19 protein-coding genes are annotated in these 22,095 nt (G+C 73.4%); 8 read left to right on the forward strand and 11 right to left on the reverse strand.

Annotation, left to right across the window (positions count from 1 at the left end; translation table 11 throughout):
- The first annotated feature begins 56 nt into the window (after positions 1-56).
- Positions 57-1,412: a FliI/YscN family ATPase gene (locus tag LHA35_RS08770; protein WP_226607134.1), complete on the forward strand. Its 1,356-nt coding sequence runs from the start codon at positions 57-59 to the stop codon at positions 1,410-1,412.
- Positions 1,402-1,803 (forward strand): flagellar FliJ family protein, encoded by a 402-nt coding sequence (locus LHA35_RS08775; protein WP_226607138.1) that lies wholly within the window; start codon positions 1,402-1,404, stop codon positions 1,801-1,803. Before LHA35_RS08770 ends, LHA35_RS08775 begins: the two co-directional genes overlap by 11 nt.
- 39 nt (positions 1,804-1,842) lie before the next feature.
- Here the strand turns inward: LHA35_RS08775 and hppD are convergent, their stop codons facing one another.
- Both hppD and phhA read right to left on the reverse strand, forming a co-directional pair.
- The gene (gene hppD / locus LHA35_RS08780) at positions 1,843-2,946 is read right to left on the reverse strand and encodes a 4-hydroxyphenylpyruvate dioxygenase (RefSeq protein WP_226607141.1); all 1,104 of its coding nucleotides are present in this window, start codon (positions 2,944-2,946) and stop codon (positions 1,843-1,845) included.
- Between the two features lie 57 nt (positions 2,947-3,003).
- On the reverse strand, positions 3,004-3,840 hold the full coding sequence (gene phhA, locus LHA35_RS08785) for a phenylalanine 4-monooxygenase (RefSeq protein ID WP_226607143.1): 837 nt from the start codon (positions 3,838-3,840) through the stop codon (positions 3,004-3,006).
- A gap of 114 nt (positions 3,841-3,954) precedes the next feature.
- On the opposite strand from phhA, the gene LHA35_RS08790 reads away from it, so the two are divergent.
- Positions 3,955-4,428, forward strand: a complete 474-nt coding sequence (locus LHA35_RS08790) for an Lrp/AsnC family transcriptional regulator (protein ID WP_226607145.1) — start codon at positions 3,955-3,957, stop codon at positions 4,426-4,428.
- 11 nt (positions 4,429-4,439) lie between these two features.
- Here the strand turns inward: LHA35_RS08790 and LHA35_RS08795 are convergent, their stop codons facing one another.
- The 5 genes from LHA35_RS08795 to LHA35_RS08815 all read right to left on the reverse strand — a co-directional run bounded on the left by LHA35_RS08795 (position 4,440) and on the right by LHA35_RS08815 (position 10,653).
- Positions 4,440-5,918 (reverse strand): hypothetical protein, encoded by a 1,479-nt coding sequence (locus LHA35_RS08795; protein ID WP_226607147.1) that lies wholly within the window; start codon positions 5,916-5,918, stop codon positions 4,440-4,442.
- Positions 5,919-5,925: 7 nt separating this feature from the next.
- The gene (locus tag LHA35_RS08800; RefSeq protein WP_226607149.1) at positions 5,926-6,891 is read right to left on the reverse strand and encodes a DUF6384 family protein; all 966 of its coding nucleotides are present in this window, start codon (positions 6,889-6,891) and stop codon (positions 5,926-5,928) included.
- Positions 6,884-8,095, reverse strand: coding sequence for a hypothetical protein (locus LHA35_RS08805; protein WP_226607151.1), 1,212 nt, complete (start codon positions 8,093-8,095; stop codon positions 6,884-6,886). The genes LHA35_RS08800 and LHA35_RS08805 overlap by 8 nt, the downstream gene beginning before the upstream one ends.
- Positions 8,096-8,216: 121 nt before the next feature.
- The gene (locus LHA35_RS08810) at positions 8,217-9,461 is read right to left on the reverse strand and encodes a flavin-dependent oxidoreductase (RefSeq protein ID WP_264185431.1); all 1,245 of its coding nucleotides are present in this window, start codon (positions 9,459-9,461) and stop codon (positions 8,217-8,219) included.
- Between the two features lie 22 nt (positions 9,462-9,483).
- Positions 9,484-10,653 carry a serine hydrolase domain-containing protein gene (locus tag LHA35_RS08815; RefSeq protein ID WP_226607155.1) on the reverse strand — a complete coding sequence of 390 codons (1,170 nt, stop codon included), beginning with the start codon at positions 10,651-10,653 and terminating at the stop codon, positions 9,484-9,486.
- A gap of 113 nt (positions 10,654-10,766) precedes the next feature.
- Here LHA35_RS08815 and mmsB point away from each other — a divergent pair, with 113 nt between their 5' ends.
- Together mmsB and LHA35_RS08825 are read left to right on the forward strand one after the other, a co-directional pair.
- Complete coding sequence (gene mmsB, locus LHA35_RS08820) at positions 10,767-11,684, forward strand: 3-hydroxyisobutyrate dehydrogenase (protein ID WP_456316076.1); 918 nt, start codon at positions 10,767-10,769, stop codon at positions 11,682-11,684.
- 195 nt (positions 11,685-11,879) lie between these two features.
- Positions 11,880-13,676, forward strand: coding sequence for a sensor histidine kinase (locus tag LHA35_RS08825; protein WP_226607158.1), 1,797 nt, complete (start codon positions 11,880-11,882; stop codon positions 13,674-13,676).
- A 330-nt stretch (positions 13,677-14,006) separates the two neighbouring features.
- On the opposite strand, the gene LHA35_RS08830 is transcribed toward LHA35_RS08825, so the two are convergent.
- Entirely contained in the window at positions 14,007-14,948 is a 942-nt protein-coding gene (locus tag LHA35_RS08830; protein WP_226607160.1) for a 2-dehydropantoate 2-reductase, read from the reverse strand.
- A 65-nt stretch (positions 14,949-15,013) separates the two neighbouring features.
- Between LHA35_RS08830 and LHA35_RS08835 the strand changes: the two genes are divergently transcribed.
- Genes LHA35_RS08835 through LHA35_RS08845 form a run of 3 tightly spaced genes read left to right on the forward strand, consistent with a single transcriptional unit; the run spans position 15,014 to position 18,647 of the window.
- Positions 15,014-16,609: an efflux RND transporter periplasmic adaptor subunit gene (locus tag LHA35_RS08835; RefSeq protein ID WP_226607163.1), complete on the forward strand. Its 1,596-nt coding sequence runs from the start codon at positions 15,014-15,016 to the stop codon at positions 16,607-16,609.
- Positions 16,609-17,343, forward strand: a complete 735-nt coding sequence (locus LHA35_RS08840; protein WP_226607166.1) for an ABC transporter ATP-binding protein — start codon at positions 16,609-16,611, stop codon at positions 17,341-17,343. The genes LHA35_RS08835 and LHA35_RS08840 overlap by 1 nt, the downstream gene beginning before the upstream one ends.
- The gene (locus tag LHA35_RS08845) at positions 17,340-18,647 is read left to right on the forward strand and encodes an ABC transporter permease (protein WP_226607169.1); all 1,308 of its coding nucleotides are present in this window, start codon (positions 17,340-17,342) and stop codon (positions 18,645-18,647) included. The genes LHA35_RS08840 and LHA35_RS08845 overlap by 4 nt, the downstream gene beginning before the upstream one ends.
- Positions 18,648-18,741: 94 nt before the next feature.
- On the opposite strand, the gene LHA35_RS08850 is transcribed toward LHA35_RS08845, so the two are convergent.
- From LHA35_RS08850 to LHA35_RS08860, 3 genes are all read right to left on the reverse strand, one after another.
- The gene (locus LHA35_RS08850) at positions 18,742-19,641 is read right to left on the reverse strand and encodes a lipid A biosynthesis lauroyl acyltransferase (protein WP_226607172.1); all 900 of its coding nucleotides are present in this window, start codon (positions 19,639-19,641) and stop codon (positions 18,742-18,744) included.
- 133 nt (positions 19,642-19,774) lie between these two features.
- On the reverse strand, positions 19,775-20,797 hold the full coding sequence (locus LHA35_RS08855) for a zinc-binding dehydrogenase (protein ID WP_226607174.1): 1,023 nt from the start codon (positions 20,795-20,797) through the stop codon (positions 19,775-19,777).
- The gene (locus LHA35_RS08860; RefSeq protein WP_226607177.1) at positions 20,797-22,095 is read right to left on the reverse strand and encodes a beta-ketoacyl-ACP synthase; all 1,299 of its coding nucleotides are present in this window, start codon (positions 22,093-22,095) and stop codon (positions 20,797-20,799) included. The genes LHA35_RS08855 and LHA35_RS08860 overlap by 1 nt, the downstream gene beginning before the upstream one ends.

Consider the following 22,095-nt stretch of genomic DNA (forward strand, 5'->3'; position numbering starts at 1 on the left):
CATTTTGCGAGACAAATACCTTAGATTTGCTTAAAATTTCCGGGCGGATACAGAACATGCAGGAAATCCAGGCCGTTTGCAGATTGCGGACCGCGGCAGGGGCGCTGGCGCGGCTGCCGCGCGCGGCGATGCACGGCAGGGTTGCATCGGCTGGTGGTGTCGCTTTTTCCGTCGATGGTCTCGCTGCCTGGATCCGGCTCGGCGCGCGGCTGGAACTGGAAGGGAAGGAAGGAGAGACCGTGGTGGGCGAGGTGGTTGCCCTGCGGGACAGCATGGCCACCGCGCTCGCCTTCGCCCCGCTGGAAGGGATCGGGGTCGGCAGCCGTGCCCGCCTCGCCCCGCCCGCCACCCTGCCGGTCGATGAGAGCTGGCTCGGGCGGGTGCTGGATCCGCTCGGCCGGCCGCTCGACGGCCTAGGACCGCTCCGCCCCGGGCCGCTGACCCGGCCGCTGCGCGCCGCCCCGCCGCCGGCGGGGCGGCGGGCGCGGCTCGGCCCGCGGCTCGATCTCGGCGTGCGGGCGCTCGATGCCTTCACCACCTGCCGGCGCGGCCAGCGGCTCGGCCTCTTCGCCGCCTCCGGCGTCGGCAAGTCCACCCTGCTGGCCATGCTCGCCGCCGGCGCCGGCTGCGATGTCGTCGTGCTGGGCCTGGTCGGGGAGCGGGGGCGCGAGCTGCGGGAGTTCCTGGAGGACGATCTCGGTCCCGAGGGCCTGGCGCGCGCGGTGGTGGTCTGCGCCACCTCGGACAGCCCGGCCCTGCTGCGGCGGGAGGCGGCCTATGCCGCCATGACCATCGCCGAGCATTTCGCCGGGCAGGGGCGGCATGTGCTGCTGCTCATGGACAGCGTCACGCGCTTCGCCATGGCGCTGCGCGAGATCGGCCTCGCGGCCGGGGAGCCGCCGGCGACCCGCGGCTACACTCCCGGCGTCTTCGCCGAACTGCCCCGCCTGCTGGAGCGCGCCGGGCCGCGGGAGGAGGGCAATCCCGGCGCCATCACCGGCCTCTTCACCGTGCTGGTCGAGGGCGACGACCATGACGAGCCGGTGGCGGATGCGGTGCGCGGCATCCTGGACGGGCATGTGGTGCTGGACCGGCGGATCGGGGAGGCGGGGCGCTACCCCGCCATCGACGTGCTGCGCAGCCTCTCGCGCACCGTGCCGGGCTGCCTCCTGCCGGCGGAGCGCGAACTGCTGCTGCGCGCCCGGCGCGTGCTCTCGCTGCATGCCGAGATGGCCGACCTGCTCCGCCTCGGCGCCTACCGCGCCGGCACCGACCCGGCGGTGGACGAGGCGATCCGCCTGGCCCCGCGGATCGAGGCCATGCTGGCCCAGGGGAAGGGGGAGGGCGGGACCGTGGAGAGCGCCTTCGCCGCACTCGCCGCGGCGCTGGAGGCATCGCCCGATGGCGCGTGATGCGCTGGAGGCGCTGGCCCGGCTCCGCCGGCTGGAGACCGTGGAGGCCCGCCGGCGGCTCGCCGTGCCGCTGGCGCAGGAGGCGGCGGCGGCCGGACGCCTGGCCGCGGCCGCGGCGGCGCTGCATGCGGAGCATGCGCCGGACAACGCCGCCTGGCGGCTCTGGCTGCCGCGTGGCCTGGCGGAGCACGACCGTGCCGCACTCGCGCATGGTCAGGCGCTGGCGCGGCTGCGGGAGGCGCAGGCGGGCCTCGCCGCCTGCCGCGCTGCCGAGCGCGCGGTCGGGATGCTGCGGGAGCAGCGGGCGGCGGAGGCGCGGCGGCAAGCGCTGCGGGGTGAGCAGGCGCTGCTTGACGAGGCGGCCCAGCGCCCCCGCCTGCCCGATCGATAAGCCCGATCGGCTCCGGCGCCAGTGCGACGCGGGGCGGCGCTACTGCGCCGTCAGCACGCCGCGCCGGATCTGATCGAGCTCGATGCTCTCGAACAGCGCGCGGAAATTGCCCTCGCCGAAGCCCTGGTCGCCCTTGCGCTGGATCAGCTCGAAGAAGATCGGGCCGATGACCGTGCCGGTGAAGATCTGCAGCAGCCGCCCGCCCTCCGGCGTCGGCGCGCCATCGGTCAGGATCCGGTTGCGCCGGAGGCGCTCGATCTCCTCCGCGCCCAGATCCGGCATGCGCTTCGGCAGCAGCTCGTAATAGGTGTCGGGCGTGTCCATGAAGGCGATGCCGCTGGCCCGCATGCCCTCGACGCTCGCAAAGATGTCCTGCGTGCCGAGGGCGATGTGCTGGATGCCCTCGCCCCCGTAGGCGCGGAGGTATTCCTCGATCTGCGACTTGTCGTCGCTGCTCTCGTTGATCGGGATGCGGATCTGGCCGCAGGGGGAGGTGAGGGCGCGCGACTTCAGCCCGGTCAGCTTGCCCTCGATGTCGAAGTAGCGGATCTCGCGGAAATTGAAGAGCTTCTCGTAGAACTGCCACCAGACATCCATGCGGCCGCGATGGACGTTGTGGGTGAGGTGGTCGATCACCGTCAGGCCATGCCCACGGGGGTGCGGATCCACGCCGTCCAGCCAGCGGAAGTCGATGTCGTAGATGCTGCCGCGCGGGCCGTAGCGGTCCACGAAATAGAGCAGGCTGCCGCCGATGCCCTCGATCGCCGGGATGTTCAGCTCCATCGGGCCGACCTTGCCCTCGACCGGCCTGGCGCCGAGCGCGACGGCGCGCCTGTAGGCGGCCGCGGCATCCGCGACGCGGAAGGCCATGGCGCAGGCGGAGGGGCCGTGCACGCGCTGGAAGGCCTGGGCGAAGCTCTCCGGCTCGGCATTCAGGATGAAGTTCACGTCGCCCTGGCGCCAGAGCGCGACCTGCTTGCTGCGATGGAGGGCGACGCGGGCGAAGCCGAGCCTGGTGAACAGCGCCTCCAGCGCCGGCAGGTCGGGGCCGGTGAACTCGACGAATTCGAAGCCATCCGTGCCCATCGGATTGGCCTCGGAGATGATGCCGGCGAAGGGCGTGCGATCGGGCGGGATGTCCATGGCGGTCTCCTTCGGTCTCGGGCGGACGGGATCAGCGCTCCGCGCCTTCCGGCGCTGTCAGGTAATGGGCTGGTCGCCGGGCGCCGCGGCGCCGGGCGGGATCGGCTCGGCATCGCGCGCCGCCTCCAGCAGCGAGGGCAGCTCGCGCATGGCGCCGAACAGCTCGGCATAGCTCTCGATGACGAAATAGGTCGGCTGCAGGTCGTCGATGAAGTAGTCGCTGCGCAGCACGCGGCGCGCGTCGAAGCGCAGGCGGCGGGGCTTGCGGCTCGTCGTCGCATGGACCGTCTCGGCGGAGGAGCTCAGGATGCCGGCGCCATAGGCGCGGATCAGGCCGCTTTCCCGGATCAGGCCGAATTCCACCATGTGCCAGTAGAGCCGCGCCAGCGGCTTGAGCGCGCCGATGCGTGCCGCCCGTTCGCCGAGCCGGCCATAGGCTTCCAGGAAATCGGCGAAGTCGGGCTGGGTCAGCAGCGGCACATGGCCGAAGGCGTCGTGGAAGACATCGGGCTCCACGACATAATCCAGCTCCTCCGGCCTGCGGATCCAGCGCGTGACCGGGAAGTGGCGCTCGGCCAGATGGCCGAAGAAGGCGCCGTCCGGGATCAGCCCCGGCACCGCCACCAGGGTCCAGCCGGTCGCGGCGCGCAGGCGCGAGGAGGTGAGGGCGAAATCCGGGATGCCCTCGGCGAAATCGAGCTGCCGGAGGCCCTCCCGGTAGGCCGCCGCGGCATGCTGCGGCAGCAGCGCCGCCTGGCGGGCATGCAGCGTGCGCCAGGTCGCATGCTCGGCCGGCGTGTAGTCCGCCCAGCGCTGCGGCAGGGTGAAATCGGCGCGGGCGGAGGCGTAATCGCCGCGCAGCCCGGCGGGCAGGTTCTGCAGGCTCCCTTCCATGACGGCCACTCCCTCTTTGCCGTCAAGAATGCCCGAGGACGGGGAGCGGTTTTCGGCGTAATGACTGTTCCGATGCGGTAGGCTTGGGGAAATCCGCTACTTCAAGAGGCCAGCATGGAGAAAATCCCCATTCACCTGGATGCTATAGACCGCCGCATCCTGCGCGCGCTGCAGCGCGACGGCCGCCTGCCGGTGGTCGCGCTGGCGGAGCAGGTCGGGCTCTCGCCCACGCCCTGCCAGCGCCGGGTGAAGCGGCTGGAGGAGGCCGGGGTCATCACCCGCTACGCCGCGGTGCTGGAGCCGCGCCGGCTCGGCCTGCCGCTGCAGGCCTTCGTCATGGTGGCGCTGGAGAGCCATGCGGAGGAGGTGGTGGAGCGCTTCCACAGGGCGCTGGCGGAGCGGCCGGAGGTGCTGGCGGCCTATGCCATGAGCGGCGAGATGGACTACCTGCTACATGTGCTGGCCGCGGATTTCGAGGCCTATGCGGAGTTCGCCCTGAAGGCGCTGCTGCGCATGCCGGGGGTGAAGGAGACGCGGAGTTCCTTCGTGTTGAACGCGCTGAAGCCGCCGGGGGAGGTGCCGGTGTGATCCTCGCCGCGTCAGAACCCGCCGCCCGTCCGGAAGCCGCCGCCCGAGCCGCCCCCCATCGTTCCGCCGGTGCGGAACCCGCCGCCGCCGAAGCCGCCGCCCCTGCCGAAGCCCCCGGGCAAGGGAAGGCGCCCACCGCCCTGGCGCCAGGGCCCGCCGCGATGCCCGCCGCCCCAGGGCCCACTGCTCCAGGGCCCGCCGCCGCCCGAGCCGCTGCCCCAGGGCTCCGGATGCGGCACCCGGTGCCGCTCCAGCCGGTCCCAGAATCCGTCGCGGGAGAGGGTGCCGCGCAGCAACTCGCCGATCAGCACGCCGATCAGCGCGCCGTCCCGGAAGTCCCAGTGGTCGCGGCGATAGCCGCGGCCGCGCATCTCCTCGCGGACCGCCAGCACCTCCCGCGCCCGGCGCCTGGCCTCCGCCGCCAGTTCCCGGGCGCGTGCCAGGGCCTGGTCCAGCCAGGCGCCCTCGGCGGCGGCGGCCTCCAGCCGGGCGACGATCTCGTCATCCTCCCGCATCGGGGTGCGCAGCGCGGCGGCGCGCAGCGATTGCAGGCTCTCGGCCGAGAGCGCCGCCTCCAGCCGGGCGGTCGCCTCGCGCAGCGCCGTGTCCTCCTGGCCGGCGAGCGCCGCGCGCGCGTCCTCGGCCCGGCGTGCGGCAGCCTCCAGCGCGCCCTCGGCCATGTCGAGCGCCTCCCGCGCCGGGGCCAGACTGTCGCCCTCGGGCAGGCCGGCCAGGCGGCGCATGCGCTCGGCCAGCGCCGCCTCGCGCGCCGCCGCCTGTTCGCGCATCGCCTCGGCATGGGAGGCCAGGCGCTCCGGCAGTTCCTCCAGCAGGGCGTAGTTGCGGCGGGCCGGCTCGTAATTGGCGATGCGCGCCACCCAGCCATCCAGCATCCGGGTCAGCGGCCCGGCGCGATAGGCCGCCGTGCCATAGCCGCGGCGCCAGAGATAGGCGAAGAGCGGGTCGTCGAGATAGGGCCGGCCCTTGGTCGCCAGGTCCTGGCGGGCGAAATCCGCCTTCTCCTCCGCATGCTGGGCGATGCGCGCCGCCTCCTCGGCCGCCTCGTGCAGGCGCCGCCAGTCGGGATCCGCCTCGGCCCGTGCCCGGGCCTCGGCGAGCGCCTGCTCCTGCGCCTCCTCCTGTTCGCGCAGCGCGGTGGCGCGGCGGTCGCGCTCGGCCTGGGCGGCGGCCAGCGCCTGCCGCCGCTCGGCCAGCACGGCCTCGGCGGCGCCCGCCGCCTCGCGCCGTGCCTGCAGCAGGGCGCGCACCTGCTCCTCCGCCGCGTCGAGCTGGCCGAGGGCGGCACCGCCGTCGCGCAGCGACTTCGCGCGCAGCCGGGCGAGGTTGCGTAGCGCCTCGGCCTGGGCGGCGCGCACCGCCTCCCGCCGCTGCTGCAGCTCCGCCGCCTCGGCCTCGGCCGCCTGTGCCTCCTGCTCGGCGCGGCGCAGGCCGTCATCGACGCTGTCGAGGAGTTGGAAACCGCTCAGCATGACCGTGTCACCATTTCAGGATGGCGCCGCCGGTGACGGGGATGGACCAGCGCGTCTCCAGCTCCCCGGCGCGCTTCTGGCCCACCACCGGGTCGCCGATCAGTCCGGTGCGCAGCTTCTCCTGCCGCACGCGCTCGAACTCCGCCTCCGGCACGTGCAGGCCCCATTTCGTGACGCGGGCGGTGGTGCCGTCCTCCTCCGAGGTGACGGGCACCTCGACGGGGCGGCCGTCGCGGCCGATCGCCTCGACGATCAGGTAGAAATTGCGCGCCCGCGGATTGGCGTTCGGCACGCGCCAGACGCCGGATTGCTCGCCGGGGCGGGAGACGATGCGCACCTGGTATTCCCGCGCGAGGTCGCGCTGCAATTCCTGCAAGGAGGCAAGGCGCGCCCGCGCATCCGTGAGCGCGCCGGCGCCTGCGGCGGCGCGGCCCTCCGCCAGCAGCCGCGCCGCCCGGTCGCGCGGCTCCGGCAGCGTGGTCGCGGCCAGCACGCGGTCATGCTCCGCCTGCAAGGCGCGCGGCAGGCCCTCCCGCAGCTCCTGCTGCTCGGCGATGCGGGTGCGCTCGGCCGGGAGGTGCACGCCGAACCACCAGCCACCGCCCGCCAGCAGCAGCGCGACCAGCGCAATGCCGGCCGCGCGGCCCCAGCGCGCCCGCGTGACCCAGAGCGTGGCGAGGCTGCGCCGGAAGGAAGGCGGCGTCGGCGTGTAGGTGAAGCGGTGCTGCTCGAGCGCCGCGACGCCCTGGTCGAGGATGCGGTCCGGCACCTCGATCCCCTGGCCGGCATAGATCTCCTGCAGCCGCTGCTTCAGCGCGACGCGGCGGGCATCGCCCTGCAACTCGCGCTCGACCAGCCGCTCGGCATGGCGGAGCGTGTCCACCACATCCATCGCCAGCATGGTCTCGTCCAGCGCCGGTGCGGGCGCCGCCGGGCCGGGCCGCGCCGGTGCCCGGGTGGCGGTGTCAGCCATGCGGCGTCAGGTTCAGCGCGGTACCCTGCTGCGCCAGCCGCGTCATGCGCTGCTTGGCATCCTCGACCGAGCGGCGGATCTCCTCGCTGTTGCGCGTCGCCGCCTCGCGCATCTCGGCGATGATCTCGCGCGCATGCTCCTGATAGTTCACCACGCTGTCCACCAGCTTCTGCACGGCGGCGGCCGAGACGGTCGGGCCGTAGCCGGCGCGCAGCGCCGCCTCCTGTACCTTGCCGCCGATATCGGCCAGCACCTCCAGGCTCTGGTTCACGCCCTTCTTCATGGAATCCAGCGTCTGGGTGCTCTCATGCAGCCCGTGCAGCCCGGCGAAGGAGGCGGAGAGGGCGGTCAGCACCGCCTCGTTGGTCGAGAAGAAGGCAACGGATTGCTGGTAGACCCGCTCCTTCGCCGATGTCGTCTGCACCAGCCGGGCCATGATGACCTCGGAGGTGTTGTAGGAGACGACCAGGTTGTCGGCCAGGTCCTTGCAGATCTGGTAGCGGCCTTCCTCGTTCTGCAAGCCGCGCAGCGCCTCGTCGCGCGCCAGCTCCAGCCTGGCGCGCTCGGCCGGCTCCGCATCGGCCGCGGCATCCACCGCGGCGCCGGCCTGCTCCACCGCGCTCTTGGCGTCGGAAAGCTTGACCACGGCGCTCTGCAGCAGCTCCAGCGCCAGCACCTCCGCCTGCTTCAGCGCGCCGCGGAAGTCGCGATAGGCCTCGAGGATCGCCCGCTCCCGGTCGATATTGCCCTTGGTGTCGCGCGAGACCTCCAGATAGGTCTCGCGGATCCTGCCGAAGCGGGAGGCGATGTCGCCCCGCGTCGCGTTCATCCACATGTTGCGCAGCTTCTCGCGGGTGGAGATCCGGCCGTCGTCCAGCTGGTTCACCATCTCCTTCGCGTCGTCGCGGATGGAGTTGAAGGCGTTGGTGATGGTCTCGTAGCGCTGGGCGATCTCCATGGCGCGGATCTGCTCCCGCACCACCTCGTTGAAGACGGTCGCCTGGTTCAGCACGCGCGCGATGAGGGTGACGCGATCGGGGTCGAGATCGCCGAGCTGCGAGAGCAGGCCGGTGATCGGCGTCGGGTCGACCGCCGGTGGGGGCAGCGGCAGGCCGAGGTCACGCAGGGCGCCCATGGCCTTGTCGAGATAGCGCATGGGCTGCGCCATGGGGGTCTGGCTGCCGGTGCTCTGCGCCTGTTCCATCGGGTCCCTCCTGCCGAGGCGCTCAGATGAGCGCACCGCCGGCCGAAATCCACCCGCCCGGCTTGCCGCGAAGCGCCCGAGGGGTGACGAATTGCAACGGCTGCCGTTCAAACGCGCGGCATCAGGCCGCGCGCGGCACCGACCAGCTCTCGCGCCGGTTCAGCAGCTCCGGGTCGAATCCCGCCAGCTTCTTGTAGTTGCTTGCCGTCTCCTCCAGCTCCTGCCGGCTGATGACGCTGTGAAGATCCGTGAAGCCATCCGGCGCGCGCTGGTGGACGAGTTCCAGCACCAGATCGGGACCGAGGCCGCGATTGGCCGCGACGATCGCCGCCGTCGCCGGGCGCCGCTCCGCCTCATAGGCGGCCAGCCCGTCTTCCCGGCGTGGCTGCATGGCCAGGTGCCAGGCCAGGCGACGCGCATCAAGGATGGCCTGCGACGCGCCGTTCGAGCCGATCGGATACATCGGATGCGCCGCATCGCCCAGCAGCGTCACCCGCCCCTCCGTCCAGCGCGGCAGGGGATCGCGGTCCACCATCGGGAATTCGTACAGCGCCTCCGCCCGGCGCATCAGGTCGGGCACGTCGAACCAGCCGAAATTCCACCTCTCGAAGGCCGGTAGCACATCCTCCAGCCGGCCGGGCCGGTTCCAGTCCTCCCGGTTCCAGACATGGTCCGGCTCGAAGCGGATCTCGGCGATCCAATTGGTCAGGCGCCGGCCGTCCGGCAACGCGGCGATCGGGTAGCAGACGAATTTCTGGTCATGGCTGCCGGCCTGCACCATGGAGGCGCCGGTGAGATAGGGCGGCGCCTCGCTGGTGGCGCGCCAGAGGATGGCGCCGTTCCATTTCGGCGGCCCCTCATCCGGGGCGAAATGCCGGCGCACCACGGAATGGATGCCATCGGCGGCGATCAGCAGGTCGCCCTGCGCCGTGCTGCCATCGGCGAAGCGCGCGGTGACGCCGGCCGCGTCCTGCGCGAAGGCGACCAGCCGCTTGCCGGCCTGCACGCGCCCGGCGCCCAGCCTTTCCTGTGCCGCGCGCCACAGCAGCGTCTGCAGCCGGCCGCGATGGATGGAGTATTGCGGCCATCTGTAGCCGGCGGCGAGGCCGCGATCCTCCCGCCAGATCACCTGGCCGAAGCGGTTGGCATAGACCAGTTCCCGCGTCGCGATGCCGGTCTCGGCCAGGCGCTCACCGAGGCCAAGCTCCGTCAGCTCCCGCACCGCATGCGGCTGCAGGTTGATCCCGACGCCGAGCGGCCTCACCTCCGCCGCGCTCTCGAAGACCTCGGCCCCGATGCCCGCCGCGTGCAGCGCCAGCGCCGTGGTCAGCCCGCCGATCCCGCCGCCGATGATGATGGCCCGCATGCGCATCCTCCCTCGGGCGGGATCATAGCCCGGCCGGGGCCGGGCCGCCCAGCAGGTGGCGGACGGCCTGGACGAAGGATACCACCTCCCGCCGGTGCGCAGGGTCCCGCTCGGGCGGCACATGCGGCGGCTGCGGGAAGGCGCCGAGGGTGATGACGGCCAGCCGCTCCGCCCGCAGGATGTCGATGCGCTGGCCGGCGAAGCCGATGGCCGACATCAACCCATCGCCGAGCCACCAGGAATAGCCGTAATGCGTGATCCCCGGCGGCTTCGGCTCAGCCACCGCGAAGCGCGGCGCCGCCACCGCCTCGATCCAGCCCTCCGGCAGCACGCGCCGCCCGTCGATCACGCCGTCATCCAGCACGAATTGCGCCAGCTTCCCCATGTCGCGCAGCGCCATGCCGGCGCGGCTGCCGGCGATCTCCTGCCCGCCCTCCGATTCCAGCGTGTAGAAGGCGTCGAATTCCATGCCGGCCGGCTGCCAGATCCGCTCCGACAGGTAGTCCGCCAGCGGCCGCCCCACCGCCCGCGTCAGGGCGGCGCCGAGCAGGAAGGTATCGCCGGAATTGTAGAGGAAGGCGCTGCCCGGCAGGGTCGCGCGCGGCAGCCCCGCCATGATGCGCAGCACGCCGCCCGGCTCCTTCGCTGCCAGCGCGCGGCTGTAGCGGTTCACGTCGCAATCCGGGTCGGAATAGACCTCCGTCCAGCGCGTGCCGGAGGACATGGTGAGCAGGTCGCGGAGCGTGACGCCCGCATAGGCGGTGCCCGCCAGTTCCGGCAGGAAGCGCGTGACCGGCGCCTCAACCGATTCGATGGCGCCGTCCCGGATGGCGGCGCCGAGCAGGATCGCCGTCCAGGACTTGATGGTGGACATGGTGGTCCAGCGGTCGCCCTCCGCCAGGCCGAGCCCGTAGCGCTCCAGCCGGATCCGCCCGTCCTGCACCACCAGCAGCCCGGCCAGGAAGTTCCGCTCCATGAAGGCCTCGACATCCTGCGCGCGCCCATCGGCCAGATAGGCCGGCGCGATCTCCGCCCCGCGCGCCCAGGGCTTCGGCCTGCCCCGCCGCACCACGCGATGCGCGAAGAGCCGGTCGACGATGCGGTAGCCCCAGGGCTGGATGGTCGGCGGGTAGAGCAGGAAATCGCCTGCCCGCGGCAGGTGCGCCATGGGGTCTGCCTGTCTCGCTGCCATCGGCGCCTCCGGCCCGTTCCGCTCGGGACGATGCCCCGGCCCGGCCGCCTTGTCATGAAGCCCGTCGCGCTGCAGCCCCGGCCGATGCCCCCGGGGTGACGCCGCGCCGGGCCTTGCCTACCCTGCCGGCCGACCAGTTGGAGGACATCGCCATGGCACGGATCGGCTTCGTCGGGCTCGGCAACATGGGCGGGCCGATGGCGCGCAACCTGCTGAAGGCCGGCCACCAGATCGCCGGCTTCGATCTCGTGCCCGCGGCGCTGGAGGCCTTCGCCGCGGCCGGCGGCACCCGCGCCGGCAGCGCCGCCGGGGCCGCGCAGGGCGCCGATGTCGTCATCACCATGCTGCCGGCCGGACGGCATGTGCGCGATGCCTGGCTCGGGGCCGGCGGCATGGCGGCGGCGAGCGCGCCGGGCGCCGTGCTGATCGACTGCTCGACCATCGATGTCGCGACCGCGCGCGAGGTGGCCGCCGGCGCCGGCCGGCCCATGCTGGATGCGCCGGTCTCGGGCGGGACCATGGGGGCGGAGGCGGCGACGCTCACCTTCATGGTCGGCGGGCCGGAGGAGGCCTTTGCCAGGGCCCTGCCGATCCTGCAGGCAATGGGGAAGACCATTGTGCATTGCGGCGGCGCCGGCGCCGGACAGGCGGCCAAGGTCTGCAACAACATGATGCTGGCCGCGAACATGATCATCACGGCGGAGGCCTTCGTGCTGGCGGAGAAGCTCGGCCTCTCCCACCAGGCGCTATTCGATGTCTCGAGCAAGTCCTCCGGCCAGTCCTGGGCGCTGACTTCCTATTGCCCGGTGCCCGGCCCGGTGCCGAACAGCCCGGCCAACCGGGACTACAGGCCGGGCTTCGCCGCCGCGCTGATGCTGAAGGATCTCGGCCTCAGCCAGGAAGCCGCGGCGACCGCCGGGGCGGAGACGCCGCTCGGCGCCCAGGCGCTCGCCCTGTATCGGCGCTTCGTCGAGGCGGGTGGGGGAGAGAATGATTTCTCCGGCATCATCCGGATGCTGCGGGGCGGGTAGCGGCCGCCCCCTTCCGGTTCCGGTGCGGCTGGTCGGCGCTCGTGCTATCGTGAATCCGTGCTGTGGTTGAGTCTCGGGCAATGTCGGAACCTATGACGGTTCATGAAAGGGCGCCGCGTTGATGCTTCCGTCCAGGCCGGTGCCTCCGGCCGTCGGCGCCCGGGGCGGGACGATCGCCGCAGGGCGGCGCCATCCTTGACGCCGCTCCCCGATATCGAGCGGCCGAGCCTCGGCTCTCTTGGCGCCGCGCTCGACCTCGTCCCGGTGGCAACCCTGTTGCTGGACTGGCCGGGGCTCCGGGCCATCGCCGGAAACGACGAGGCGGCGAGGCTGCTGGGCAGCGCCCGCGACCGGCTGCCGCAGGTCTGGGAAGGGACGCTCGCCGCCGCGGCCGGGGCAGCGCTGCGAAGCCGGCTCGGCGCCGTCACCGCGCGGGAGACGCCCGAGGTCTTCGATGCCTGCCTCGCGCCGCCGGGCGGGGCGCCCTTGACCGTGCTGGTCCGTGCCCGCCGCCTCGAGGTGGAGGGGCGCAGCCTGCTCTCGGCCGGGCTGGTGGACATTACCCGTCGCCAGAATGTCGAGGCCCGGCTCGCCATGGCGCACCGGCAGCTGGAGATCGCGCTGGCCGGCGCGGAGCTGGGCGCCTGGCAGAGGGACCTCCGCGAGGAGGTCCTGCAGGTCTCGCCGCGCTGGTGCACCATGCTGGGCCTGCCGCCCGGCCTGGGCATAATCCCGGTCGCCACCTGGCGGCAACTGGTCCATCCGGACGACCTCCCGCGGCTGGAGGCCATCGTGGCGGCGCATATCGCCTCCGAGCAGGGGCGCTACGAGGTGGAGATCCGCCTGCGCCATGCCGATGGCCGCTGGATCCCCGTGCTGTCGCGGGGCGAGGCGATCGAGCGCGATGCCGAGGGCCATGCGCTGGTGATCGTCGGCACGCATTTCGAACTCTCGGCCCAGCGGGCCTCGGAACTGGCCCGCGCCGCCAGCGAGCGGGAGGCGCGGCGGCGCCTGGCCGAGTTGGAGACGCTCTATCGCTCCGCGCCGCTCGGCCTGGCGCAGTTCGACCGCGAGTTCCGCTTCGTGCGCGTGAACGAGGCAATGGCCGAGATCAATGGCCTGCCGGTGGAGGCGCATCTCGGCCACCTGGCCTGGGCGCTGGTGCCGGACCTGCGGGAGGCGGCGGAGCCGCTGATGCGCCGGGTGCTGGAGCAGAGGGAGACCATCACCGGCATCGAATTCTCCGGCGAGACCCCGAAGGCGCCGGGCGTGAAGCGCGACTGGATCGAGCAATTCTACCCCGTGCGCGATCCGGAGACGCAGGAGGTTGTCGGCCTCGGCGTGGTCTGCGAGGAGGTGACGGAGCGGAAGCAGGCCGAGCGGACCCGCGAGCTGCTGCTGCGCGAACTGGACCACCGGGTGAAGAACCTCTTCGCCATCGTCAATGGCCTGGTGGCGTACAGCGCGCGGGGCGCGGCATCATCCCAGGCGATGCGGGATGCGCTGCTCGGCCGGGTCGGCGCCCTGGCGCGGGCGCATGACCTGGTGCGGCCGGCGATCGCCGGCGATGCCGGCCGGCAGTCCGGCACGACGCTGCCCGGCCTGCTGCAGGTGCTGCTGGCCCCTTTCCAGGGCGGGCACGCCCTGCCCGAGCGGCTCCGCCTGCACGGGCCGGCCCTGCCGCTCGGCCCCAATGCGGCGCCGCCCATCGCGCTGGCGCTGCACGAACTGGCGACCAATGCGGCCAAGTACGGCGCCTTGTCCCGTGCCGGCGGCAGGGTGGCGATCGACTGGGAGACGCAGGACGGGTCGCTGCGCCTGCGCTGGATGGAGGCCGGCGGCCCGCCGGCCGCGGCGCCCGGGGCATCCGGCTTCGGCCACCGGCTGGTGACGCAGAGCGCGGCGCAACTCGGCGGCAGCGCGGCCTTCGACTGGACGGAAGACGGGCTGCGGGTCGAGCTGCGGCTGCCGCTGGCACGGCTGGCGAACTGATGCCGCTCCGCATGAATGCTGGCGCATTGATGCGGCCTCGGCCGCCGATGGCGGCTGCCCGTCAGGACTGACGCCGGCCGGTATGACCGGGCGACCCTGACCGTCCCGGCCGGATCCGGGCGCGCCGGCCCGGCCCGGGGCCGGGGAGGGACGGGATGCGGCGCGCGAGTCCTCCCCCGGCGGGCGCCCGGCGCCCAGGCGCGGCGGGTCATTGCGCCAGGGGCGGCGTAGCGCCGCGGGAGGTTCGCGCCCCCTCCGCGATCCGCTGCCGCGCTCTGCTTTCCGGGCGGAGCCACCGGGCCGGTCATGCACGGCCTCCCGCGATCCGCCCTATCCCCGCGGCAGCCGCCCCGCGTCGCGCCGCTGCTCGAAGGCCTTGGCGTGCAGGAAGGCCGCCTCATGCACCTCCTCCGGCACGCCGGCCTGCCGCGCCGCCTCCAGCAGGAAGCCGAGGATGTGGTCGGATTCGATCCGCCCGCCCGCCTCCAGGTCGCGCAGCATGGAGGTGGCATAGGCGCCCTTCGGGTCGGCGAAGAGCGCGCGGAACTCCGCCATGAAGCTGTCGGGCATCGGGTGGCCGTTGGCGGCGGCGATGGCTGCGTTGCGCTCCAGCACCCGGTGCATGAAACCCACGCCGCCAGGGCTGCGGGCGATCTCGCCGGTATTGGCGCGCAGCAGCACCGTGCCGATGGCGCTGGTGCCGAGATGGGTCAGCTTCTCCCACATGCGCTGGAGGATGTCGGGCACCGCCGTCGCCACCATGCCATCGGCCTTCGCGGCGAGGGCGGCCAGGGCCTCGACGCGGGGGCTCATGCGCCCGTCCAGCTCGCCGAAAGTCAGCCAGCGCCAGTCATTGAGCTGCCGCACCACGCCCTCGGCGGTCATGGTCGCCTGGATCTTGGCCAGGCCCCCCAGCACCGCGCCGGCGCCGAATTCCCGCCGCAGGGTCTCGAGATGGGACAGGCCGTTCAGGACCGGCAGGATCGCGGTGCGGCCATCCACCGCCGGGCGGATGGCGGCGATGGCCTCGGCCAGGTCATAGGCCTTGCAGGTCAGCAGGATCAGGTCCCAGCCCGGCCGGACCTCCTCCGCCGACAGGGTCGCCACGGAAAGGCGCGCCCCGCCGAAGGGGCTCTCGATCACCAGCCCGTCGCGGGCCAGTTGCTCCCGCCGCCGCGGCCGGACCAGGAAGCCGAGCTCGGCCCCCGCCTGCTGCAGCCGGCCCCCGAAATAGCCACCCAGCGCGCCGGCGCCCAAAACCAGGATGCGCATCGGTTCCCGTCCTCCCTCGCAATTCGCGGCGCTTTCGCCGGCTCCCCTGCTATATGCAGCACCCCATGCGCCGCGTCCTGCTCCTCCTGCTGCCGGTCCTTCTCCTCGGAGCCGGGCTGGCCTCGCTCGGCAGGCCGGCCGCCACGGCGCTGAACCTGCCCTGGCCCGGCCAGGCGGTGGCGCCGGACGGGCCGCGGCTGCGCACGGCCGTGGTGGACCGGGGCAGCATCACCGCCGCGGTCGCGGCGACCGGCACGGTCAACCCGCTGGTCACCGTCTCGGTCGGCAGCCAGCTTTCCGGCCAGATCCGGGAGCTGCTGGCGGATTTCAACACCCGCGTCCGGGCCGGCCAGCCCGTGGCGCGGCTGGACACCCAGCAGCTCGAGGCGAAGCGCGCCGCCGCCGCCGCGGATGTGGAGGCGGCCGAGATCGGCGTGCTGGTGGCGCGCGCCGCGGCCGAGAAGGCGGAGGCCGATGCCGCCTCCGCCGTCGCCCAGCTCCGCGCCGCCGAGGCCGGGGCGGCGCGCGACGAGGCCGCGCTGCGCGATGCCGATTACGAGGCGCGCCGGACCGAGGAGCTGCGCCGCGGCGGCACCGGCGCGGTGCGGGACGCGGTCCGGGCCGGCTTCATGCAGGAGAAGGCGCGCGCCGACCTCGCCAATGCCCGGGCCCAGATGGCGGAGAAGGAAGCCGGGCGCCTCTCGGCCGAGGCGGCGGCGCGCACCGCCCGCGCCCAGGTCCGGGCGGCCGAGGCGGCGCTGGCGCAGCGGATCGCGCAGCTGCGGCAGGTGGAGGTGGACCTTTCCTTCGCCACCATCCGCTCCCCCATCGACGGCGTGGTCATCTCCCGCAACGTCGATCTGGGGCAGACGGTGGCGGCCAGCTTCCAGGCGCCGGTGCTCTTCACCATCGCCGCCAGCCTGGACGAGGTGGAGGTCTGGGCGACGGTGGACAAGGCCGATATCGGCCGCATCCGCCCGGGGCAGGAGGTGCCCTTCACCGTCGCCGCCTTCCCGGGGGAGACGCTGCCGGGCCGGGTGAAGGAGATCCGGCTGGCCGCCGTCACCATCAGCAATGTCGTCACCTATACCGTCGTCGTCTCCGTCCCCAATCCGGGCGGGCGGCTGCTGCCGGGCATGACCGCGACGCTGCGCATCGTCACCGACCACCGGCCCGATGTGCTGCGGGTGCCGAATGCCGCGCTGCGCTGGCGGCCGCGCGGGGAGGGGGCGGGCGCCGCCTCCGGCAGCCCGATCGAGCAGGCGCTGCGCGAGATGCCGGACCTGACCGCGGCGCAGCAGGCGGAGATCGCCGCCGCCCAGGCCGAGGCGCGCGAGCGGACCGAGGCGGTCCCCCGCCATGCCGAGGGCCGGCAGCAGCAGGTGGCGGCGATCCGCCAGCGCCTGCTGGCCCGCCTCAACGCCATCCTGACGCCGGAGCAGCGCCTGCGCCTGTCCGAGGCGCGCGGCGCCCGCGGCGGCGCGGGCACGGTCTGGGTGGTGGACGGGGAGGGGCCGCCGCGCCCGGTGCCGGTCCGCACCGGCGCGACGGACGGGAATGTCACGGAAATCCTCGCCGGCGCGCTTGCGCCCGGCCAGGCGGTGGCGGTGGGGCAGGAGCGGCAGAACGCCCCCGCCCAGGCCGCGGCACGGCCCTTCTGATGCTGATCGAGACCGAGGGGCTCAGCCGGCACTACGCCGCCGGGGAGGGGAGTGTGGTGGCGCTCAGCGACGTCACGCTCGGCATCCCGCCGGGCGAGCTGGTGGCGGCCATGGGACCCTCCGGCTCCGGCAAGTCCACCTTCCTGAACCTGATCGGCTGCCTGGACCGCCCGACCTCCGGCATCTACCGGCTGATGGGGGAGGATGTGGCGCGCCTCTCTCCCGATGCGCTGGCCGGGCTGCGCAGCCGCCGGCTCGGCTTCGTCTTCCAGAGCTTCCACCTGCTGCCGCGGCTGGACGCCATGGCGAATGTGGAGCTGCCGATGGTCTATCGCGGCCTGCCCCGCCGGCAGCGGCGGGAGAGGGCGGCGGCGGCGCTGGACGCGGTCGGGCTCGGCGCGCGGCTGCACCACCGGCCGACCCAGCTTTCGGGTGGGCAGCAGCAGCGCGTCGCCATCGCCCGCGCCCTGGTCAACGGGCCGGACCTGCTGCTGGCGGATGAGCCGACGGGCGCGCTCGACACCCGCACCGGCCTCGAGATCATGGCGCTGTTCCAGGCGCTGAACCGCTCGGGCGTCGCCATCCTGATGGTGACGCATGATGCGGAGGTGGCGCGCTACGCCATGCGGGTGCTGCGCTTCCGCGACGGTCGGCTCGTCGCGAACGAGCGGCAGGCGCCCGCCGATGCGGCGGCCGAGCTGGCGGCGCTGCCGGCGGCGGGACGGGCGGCATGAACGCGCCCTTCTGCCCGGCGGCGCTGCAGCCCGCGCCCATCCTGCCGCCGCTGCCGCCCGGCACCGGCGGCATGGACCTGGTCGAGGCGCTGCGCGGCGCCCTGCTCGCCCTCGCCGCCAACCGGCTGCGGGCGGTGCTGACCGCGCTCGGCATCTTCATCGGCGTCGCCGCCGTCATCGCCACCGTCGCGGTCGGGGCGGGGGCGCGGGAACAGGTGCTGGCGCAGATCCGGGCGCTCGGCGCCAATCTGCTGATGGTGAGCCCTGGCAGCGTGAACCAGGGCGCGGTGCGCCTCGGCGCCGGGCAGCGGCCGAACCTGACCTGGGAGGACGCCCAGGCGATCCGGGAGGGCGTCGCGCTGCTCGCCGGCGTCTCCGGCGTCATCCGCCAGCAGCACCAGGTGGTGGCCGGCAACATGAACTGGTCCACCGGCATCCTGGGCGCGGATCCGGACATCTTCGCCGTGCAGGAATGGGTGCCCGAGAGCGGCCGGGTCTTCAATGCGGAGGAGGCGCGCGGCGCCCGCAAGGTGGCGGTGCTGGGCGCGACCGTCGCCGAGGCGCTGTTCGGCGATGAGGACCCCGTCGGCCAGCCCATCCGCATCCGCGCGACGCCCTTCGAGGTCATCGGAGTCCTGGCGCGCAAGGGCCAGGGGCCGCAGGGGCAGGACCAGGACGATGTGGTGGTCATCCCCTTCTGGACGGCGCGGCGCAGCGTCATGGGCGCCTGGCGCATCTGGGCGCATGCCGTCTCCTGGATCAGCCTGAAGGTCGAGGAAGGCGAGGAGATGGCGGCGGCCGAGGAGGAGGTGCGGCAATTGCTCCGCCAGCGCCACCGCCTGGCGCCGAACGAGCCGGACGACTTCATCCTGCGCAACATGGCGGAGGTGGCGGCAACCAGGGATGCCTCGGCGCGGACACTGTCCATCCTGCTGGCCTCGGTCGCCGCGGTGTCCCTGCTGGTGGGCGGGATCGGGGTGATGAACATCATGCTGGTCAGCGTGACGGAGCGGACGCGGGAGATCGGCCTCCGGCTCGCCATCGGCGCGCGGCGGCGCGACATCCTCGCGCAATTCCTGATCGAGGCGGTGGTGCTGGCGCTGCTCGGCGGCGCGGTCGGCGTGCTGGCGGGGATCGGGCTGAGCCACGGCCTGGCTGCGGCGGCGGGCTGGCCGGTGCTGGTGCAATGGGATGCGGTGGCGCTGGCGGTCGGCGTCAGCGCGGCGACGGGGTTGTTCTTCGGCTACTGGCCGGCAAGGCGGGCGGCGGGGCTGGATCCGATAGCAGCTCTCCGGCACGACTGATCGGAGGGGGCTCCGCCCCCTCCGAGCCTCCCCCGCCAGGGGGCAGGCGACCCCTGGACCCGGCCCGGGTCTGCCCGATCGGCCGAGGGCAGCCTCACCGCCACCGCCGGTGCATCCACAGCCACTGCCCCGGATGCTCCCGCACCCAGCCCTCGACGATGCGGTTCATCAGCGCCGTCGCGGCCTCGACATCCACCCGGCCCCTGGCGTCGCGCGGCAACTCGATCGCCTCGGTCAGTTCCAGCCGGAAGCCGCCATCGGGCTCGCGGATCGCCCGCGCGCCATGCACCGGGCAATCGAAGCGCCGCGCCAGATGCGCGACCAGGGGGTTGGAATAGGCCGGGCGGCCCAGGAAGGGCACGCGCGGGCCGCGGCCGAAGCGCTGGTCGATCAGCATGCCGACATGCAGGCCCTCGTCCAGCGCCTCCATCATCCGGATCGGCGCCTCGATCCCGGCCGGGATCAGCCGCCCCATGCTCCCGCTGCGCAACGTGACGATGTCGCGCGCCACATGCGGGTTGTTCGGCCTGCGGTAGAGCACCGCCGTCGGCAGGCCATGCCGCGCCGCGGCGATGGCCGGCAATTCCCAATTCGCCAGATGGGCGGCGAAGATCAGCGCCGGCCTGCCGTCATCCCGCAGCGCGAGGAAGCGTTCCGTCACCTCGGGCGCGATGCGGATGCGCCCCTGCGTGGTCGCTGCCTCGTCGAAATCCCAGAGCCGGTCGAGATGCGGATACTCCGCCGCGGTGCGGCCGAGATTGTCCCAGGCCTCCCGCGCGATCCGCTCATGCTCGGCAGCCGGCATGTCAGGGAAGGCCTGGCGGATGTTGTCGAGCGCGGTGCGGTGCACCCGCAGCCGCGGTCCGATGCCGCGCGCGACCCGGGCGCCGAGCGCCGCCGCGCGGTCGGGGCCCAGCAGGCGAACGAGCGTGAAGAGCCCGCGCACCAGGGCGGCGACCGAGGCATCCGCCGCGCGGCGCAGCCTGGCCTTCATGGTCAGGGGCGGCGCGCCGGAAGCGCGTCCACCCCGGCCCGGCGCCACGGCGCAGCGGCCTTGGCGACAGGCCGCCAGCCCTGCGCGCCGCGCGGGAGGGGGGAGGCAGGGGCGCGCGACAGGTCCATCGGGGCTACAGCGTCACCACGATCTTGCCGAAGACGCGCCGGCTCTCCAGCCGCTCCAGCGCCCCGGCGAAGCCATCGAGCGGCGTCACCGTGTCCAGCACCGGGGTCAGCCCGCCCGCCATCTTCGCCAGCCCGTCCGCGATGTTGCGCATGGAGGCGCCGAAGCTGCCGAAGATGCGGAGCTGGCGCTGGAAGACCATCATCAGGTTGGTCTCGGCCGAGACGCCGCTGGTCGAGCCGCAGGTCACCAGCCGCCCGCCCATCTTCAGCGAGAGCAGGGAGCCCGCCCAGGTCGCGGCGCCCACATGCTCGAACACCACATCGACGCCACGCTTCCCCGTCACGCGGCGAGCGACGCTCTCGAAGCGGTCGGTGCTGTAGTTCACCACATGGTCGGCGCCGAGCGCGCGCGCCTGCGCGCATTTCTCGTCCGAGCCGGCGGTCGCGATCACCGTGCAGCCTATCGCCTTGGCCATCTTCACCGCGACGGTGCCGATGCCCGAGCCCGCGGCCTGGATCAGGATGGTCTCGCCCGGCTCCAGCCTCGCATTGTCGAACAGCATGTGCTCGACGGTCGAGAAGGTGATGGCGGCGCAGGCGGCATCGGTGACGGAGATACCCTCGGGCACCGGCACTAGCAGGCGGGCCTCCTGGTTCATCAGTTCCTGCGCGAAGCCGTCGACATGGAAGCCCTTCACCCCCGCGACCTTCTCGCAGAGATTGTCGCGCCCCTCCCGGCAGGCGCGGCACTGGCCGCAGGTGAGGGCGCCATAGGGCACGGCGAGCTGGCCGAGGCGCCAACCGGCGACGCCGGGCCCGATCGCCGCGACCTCGCCCACCGCCTCGGCGCCCACGGTCAGCGGCATCTGCCGCTTCGCGAAGGCCATGCCGCGCCAGCCCCAGACATCGATGTGATTGAGGGCGACCGCGCGCATGCGGAGCTGCACCTCGCCCGGGCCGGGCGGCGGCGGCGGCTCCATCTCGACCAGGCGCGTGTCGCGGTCCCCGAACAGCCGAAGCGCGCGCATCAGGCGGCCGCCCCCAGCACGAGGCACACATTCTGCCCGCCGAAGCCGAAGCTGTTGGACAGCACGCGCTGCACCCGGGCGTCGCGCGCGACATTCGGCACCACGTCCAGCGGGATCGCCGGGTCGGGCGTCTCGTGGTTGATGGTGGGCGGCAGGCGCTGGTCGCGGATGGTCAGCAGGCTGAACACCGCCTCGATCGCACCGGCGGCCGAGAGGGTATGGCCGATCATGGACTTGTTGGAGGAAATGGGCGGGCAGCCTTCGCCGAAGACGGCGCGCATGCCGAGCGTCTCCATCTTGTCGTTCTCCGGCGTGCCGGTGCCATGCGCGTTGACATAGTCGATCTGCCCCGGCTCGAGGCCCGCATCGGCGATCGCCGCGCGCATGGCGCCGATGATGGCGCCGCCATCCGGGTTGGAGCGCGTGCGGTGGAAGCTGTCCGCCCGCTCGCCCGCGCCCAGCACCAGGCCGAGCACGGTCGCGCCGCGGGCACGGGCGCTCTCGAGGCTTTCCAGCACCAGCGCCGCCGCGCCCTCGCTCATTACGAAGCCCTCGCGGGTCTTCTCGAAGGGGCGGGAGGCCCTTGCCGGGTCCTCGTTGCGCGTGGAGAGGGCGGAGAGGAGCGAGAAGCGGATCAGCGCCTCCGGCTGCACGCTGCCCTCGGCGCCGAGGCAGAGCGCGGCATCCGCCTCGCCGCGCTGGATCGCCTCGAGGCCTAGCTGGATGGCCGAGGCGCCGGTCGCGCAGGCGGTGGTGATCTCGATCGGCGCGCCGCGCGTGCCGAAGCGGTCGGCGAGCCGTTCGCCGACGCCGCCGAAGAGCGCGCCCTCGAACAACTCGGTCCGGCCGGTCGCCGCGGCGATCAAAGCCGGGTATTTGCTGCCCTCCGCGCCCACGCCGCCGCGCGCCAGGTCCAGCCGCTGCGGCCACTCCACCTCGACCGGCGGCATGCCGAGGAAGAGCGGGCCCGGGAAGGCGCCCTTCCTGCCGATGCCGGCGCCGGCGATCGCCTCCTCGGCCGCCAGCGCCGCCATGCGCTCCACCCGCCCGGGCGAGGTGAGGGGCCCGTGCCCCGCCTCCTCCGGCAGGTCCACCTGGCCGGCGATGGTGGTCTTCAGGTGCTCGGTCGGGAAGCGGGTGATGCGGCGGATGCCGGAGCGGCCGGCAAGCAGCCCCGCCCAACTCTCCTCGACGCCGATGCCGAGCGGAGTGACCAGGCCGATGCCGGTGACGGCGACGATGGGCCGCCCGAGATGGTCGCGCGTCGCGCCGGAGGCGCGCGAATTGCTCTGGGTCAT

This window comes from Roseicella aerolata (assembly GCF_020523605.1).
Lineage (GTDB): Bacteria > Pseudomonadota > Alphaproteobacteria > Acetobacterales > Acetobacteraceae > Paracraurococcus > Paracraurococcus aerolatus.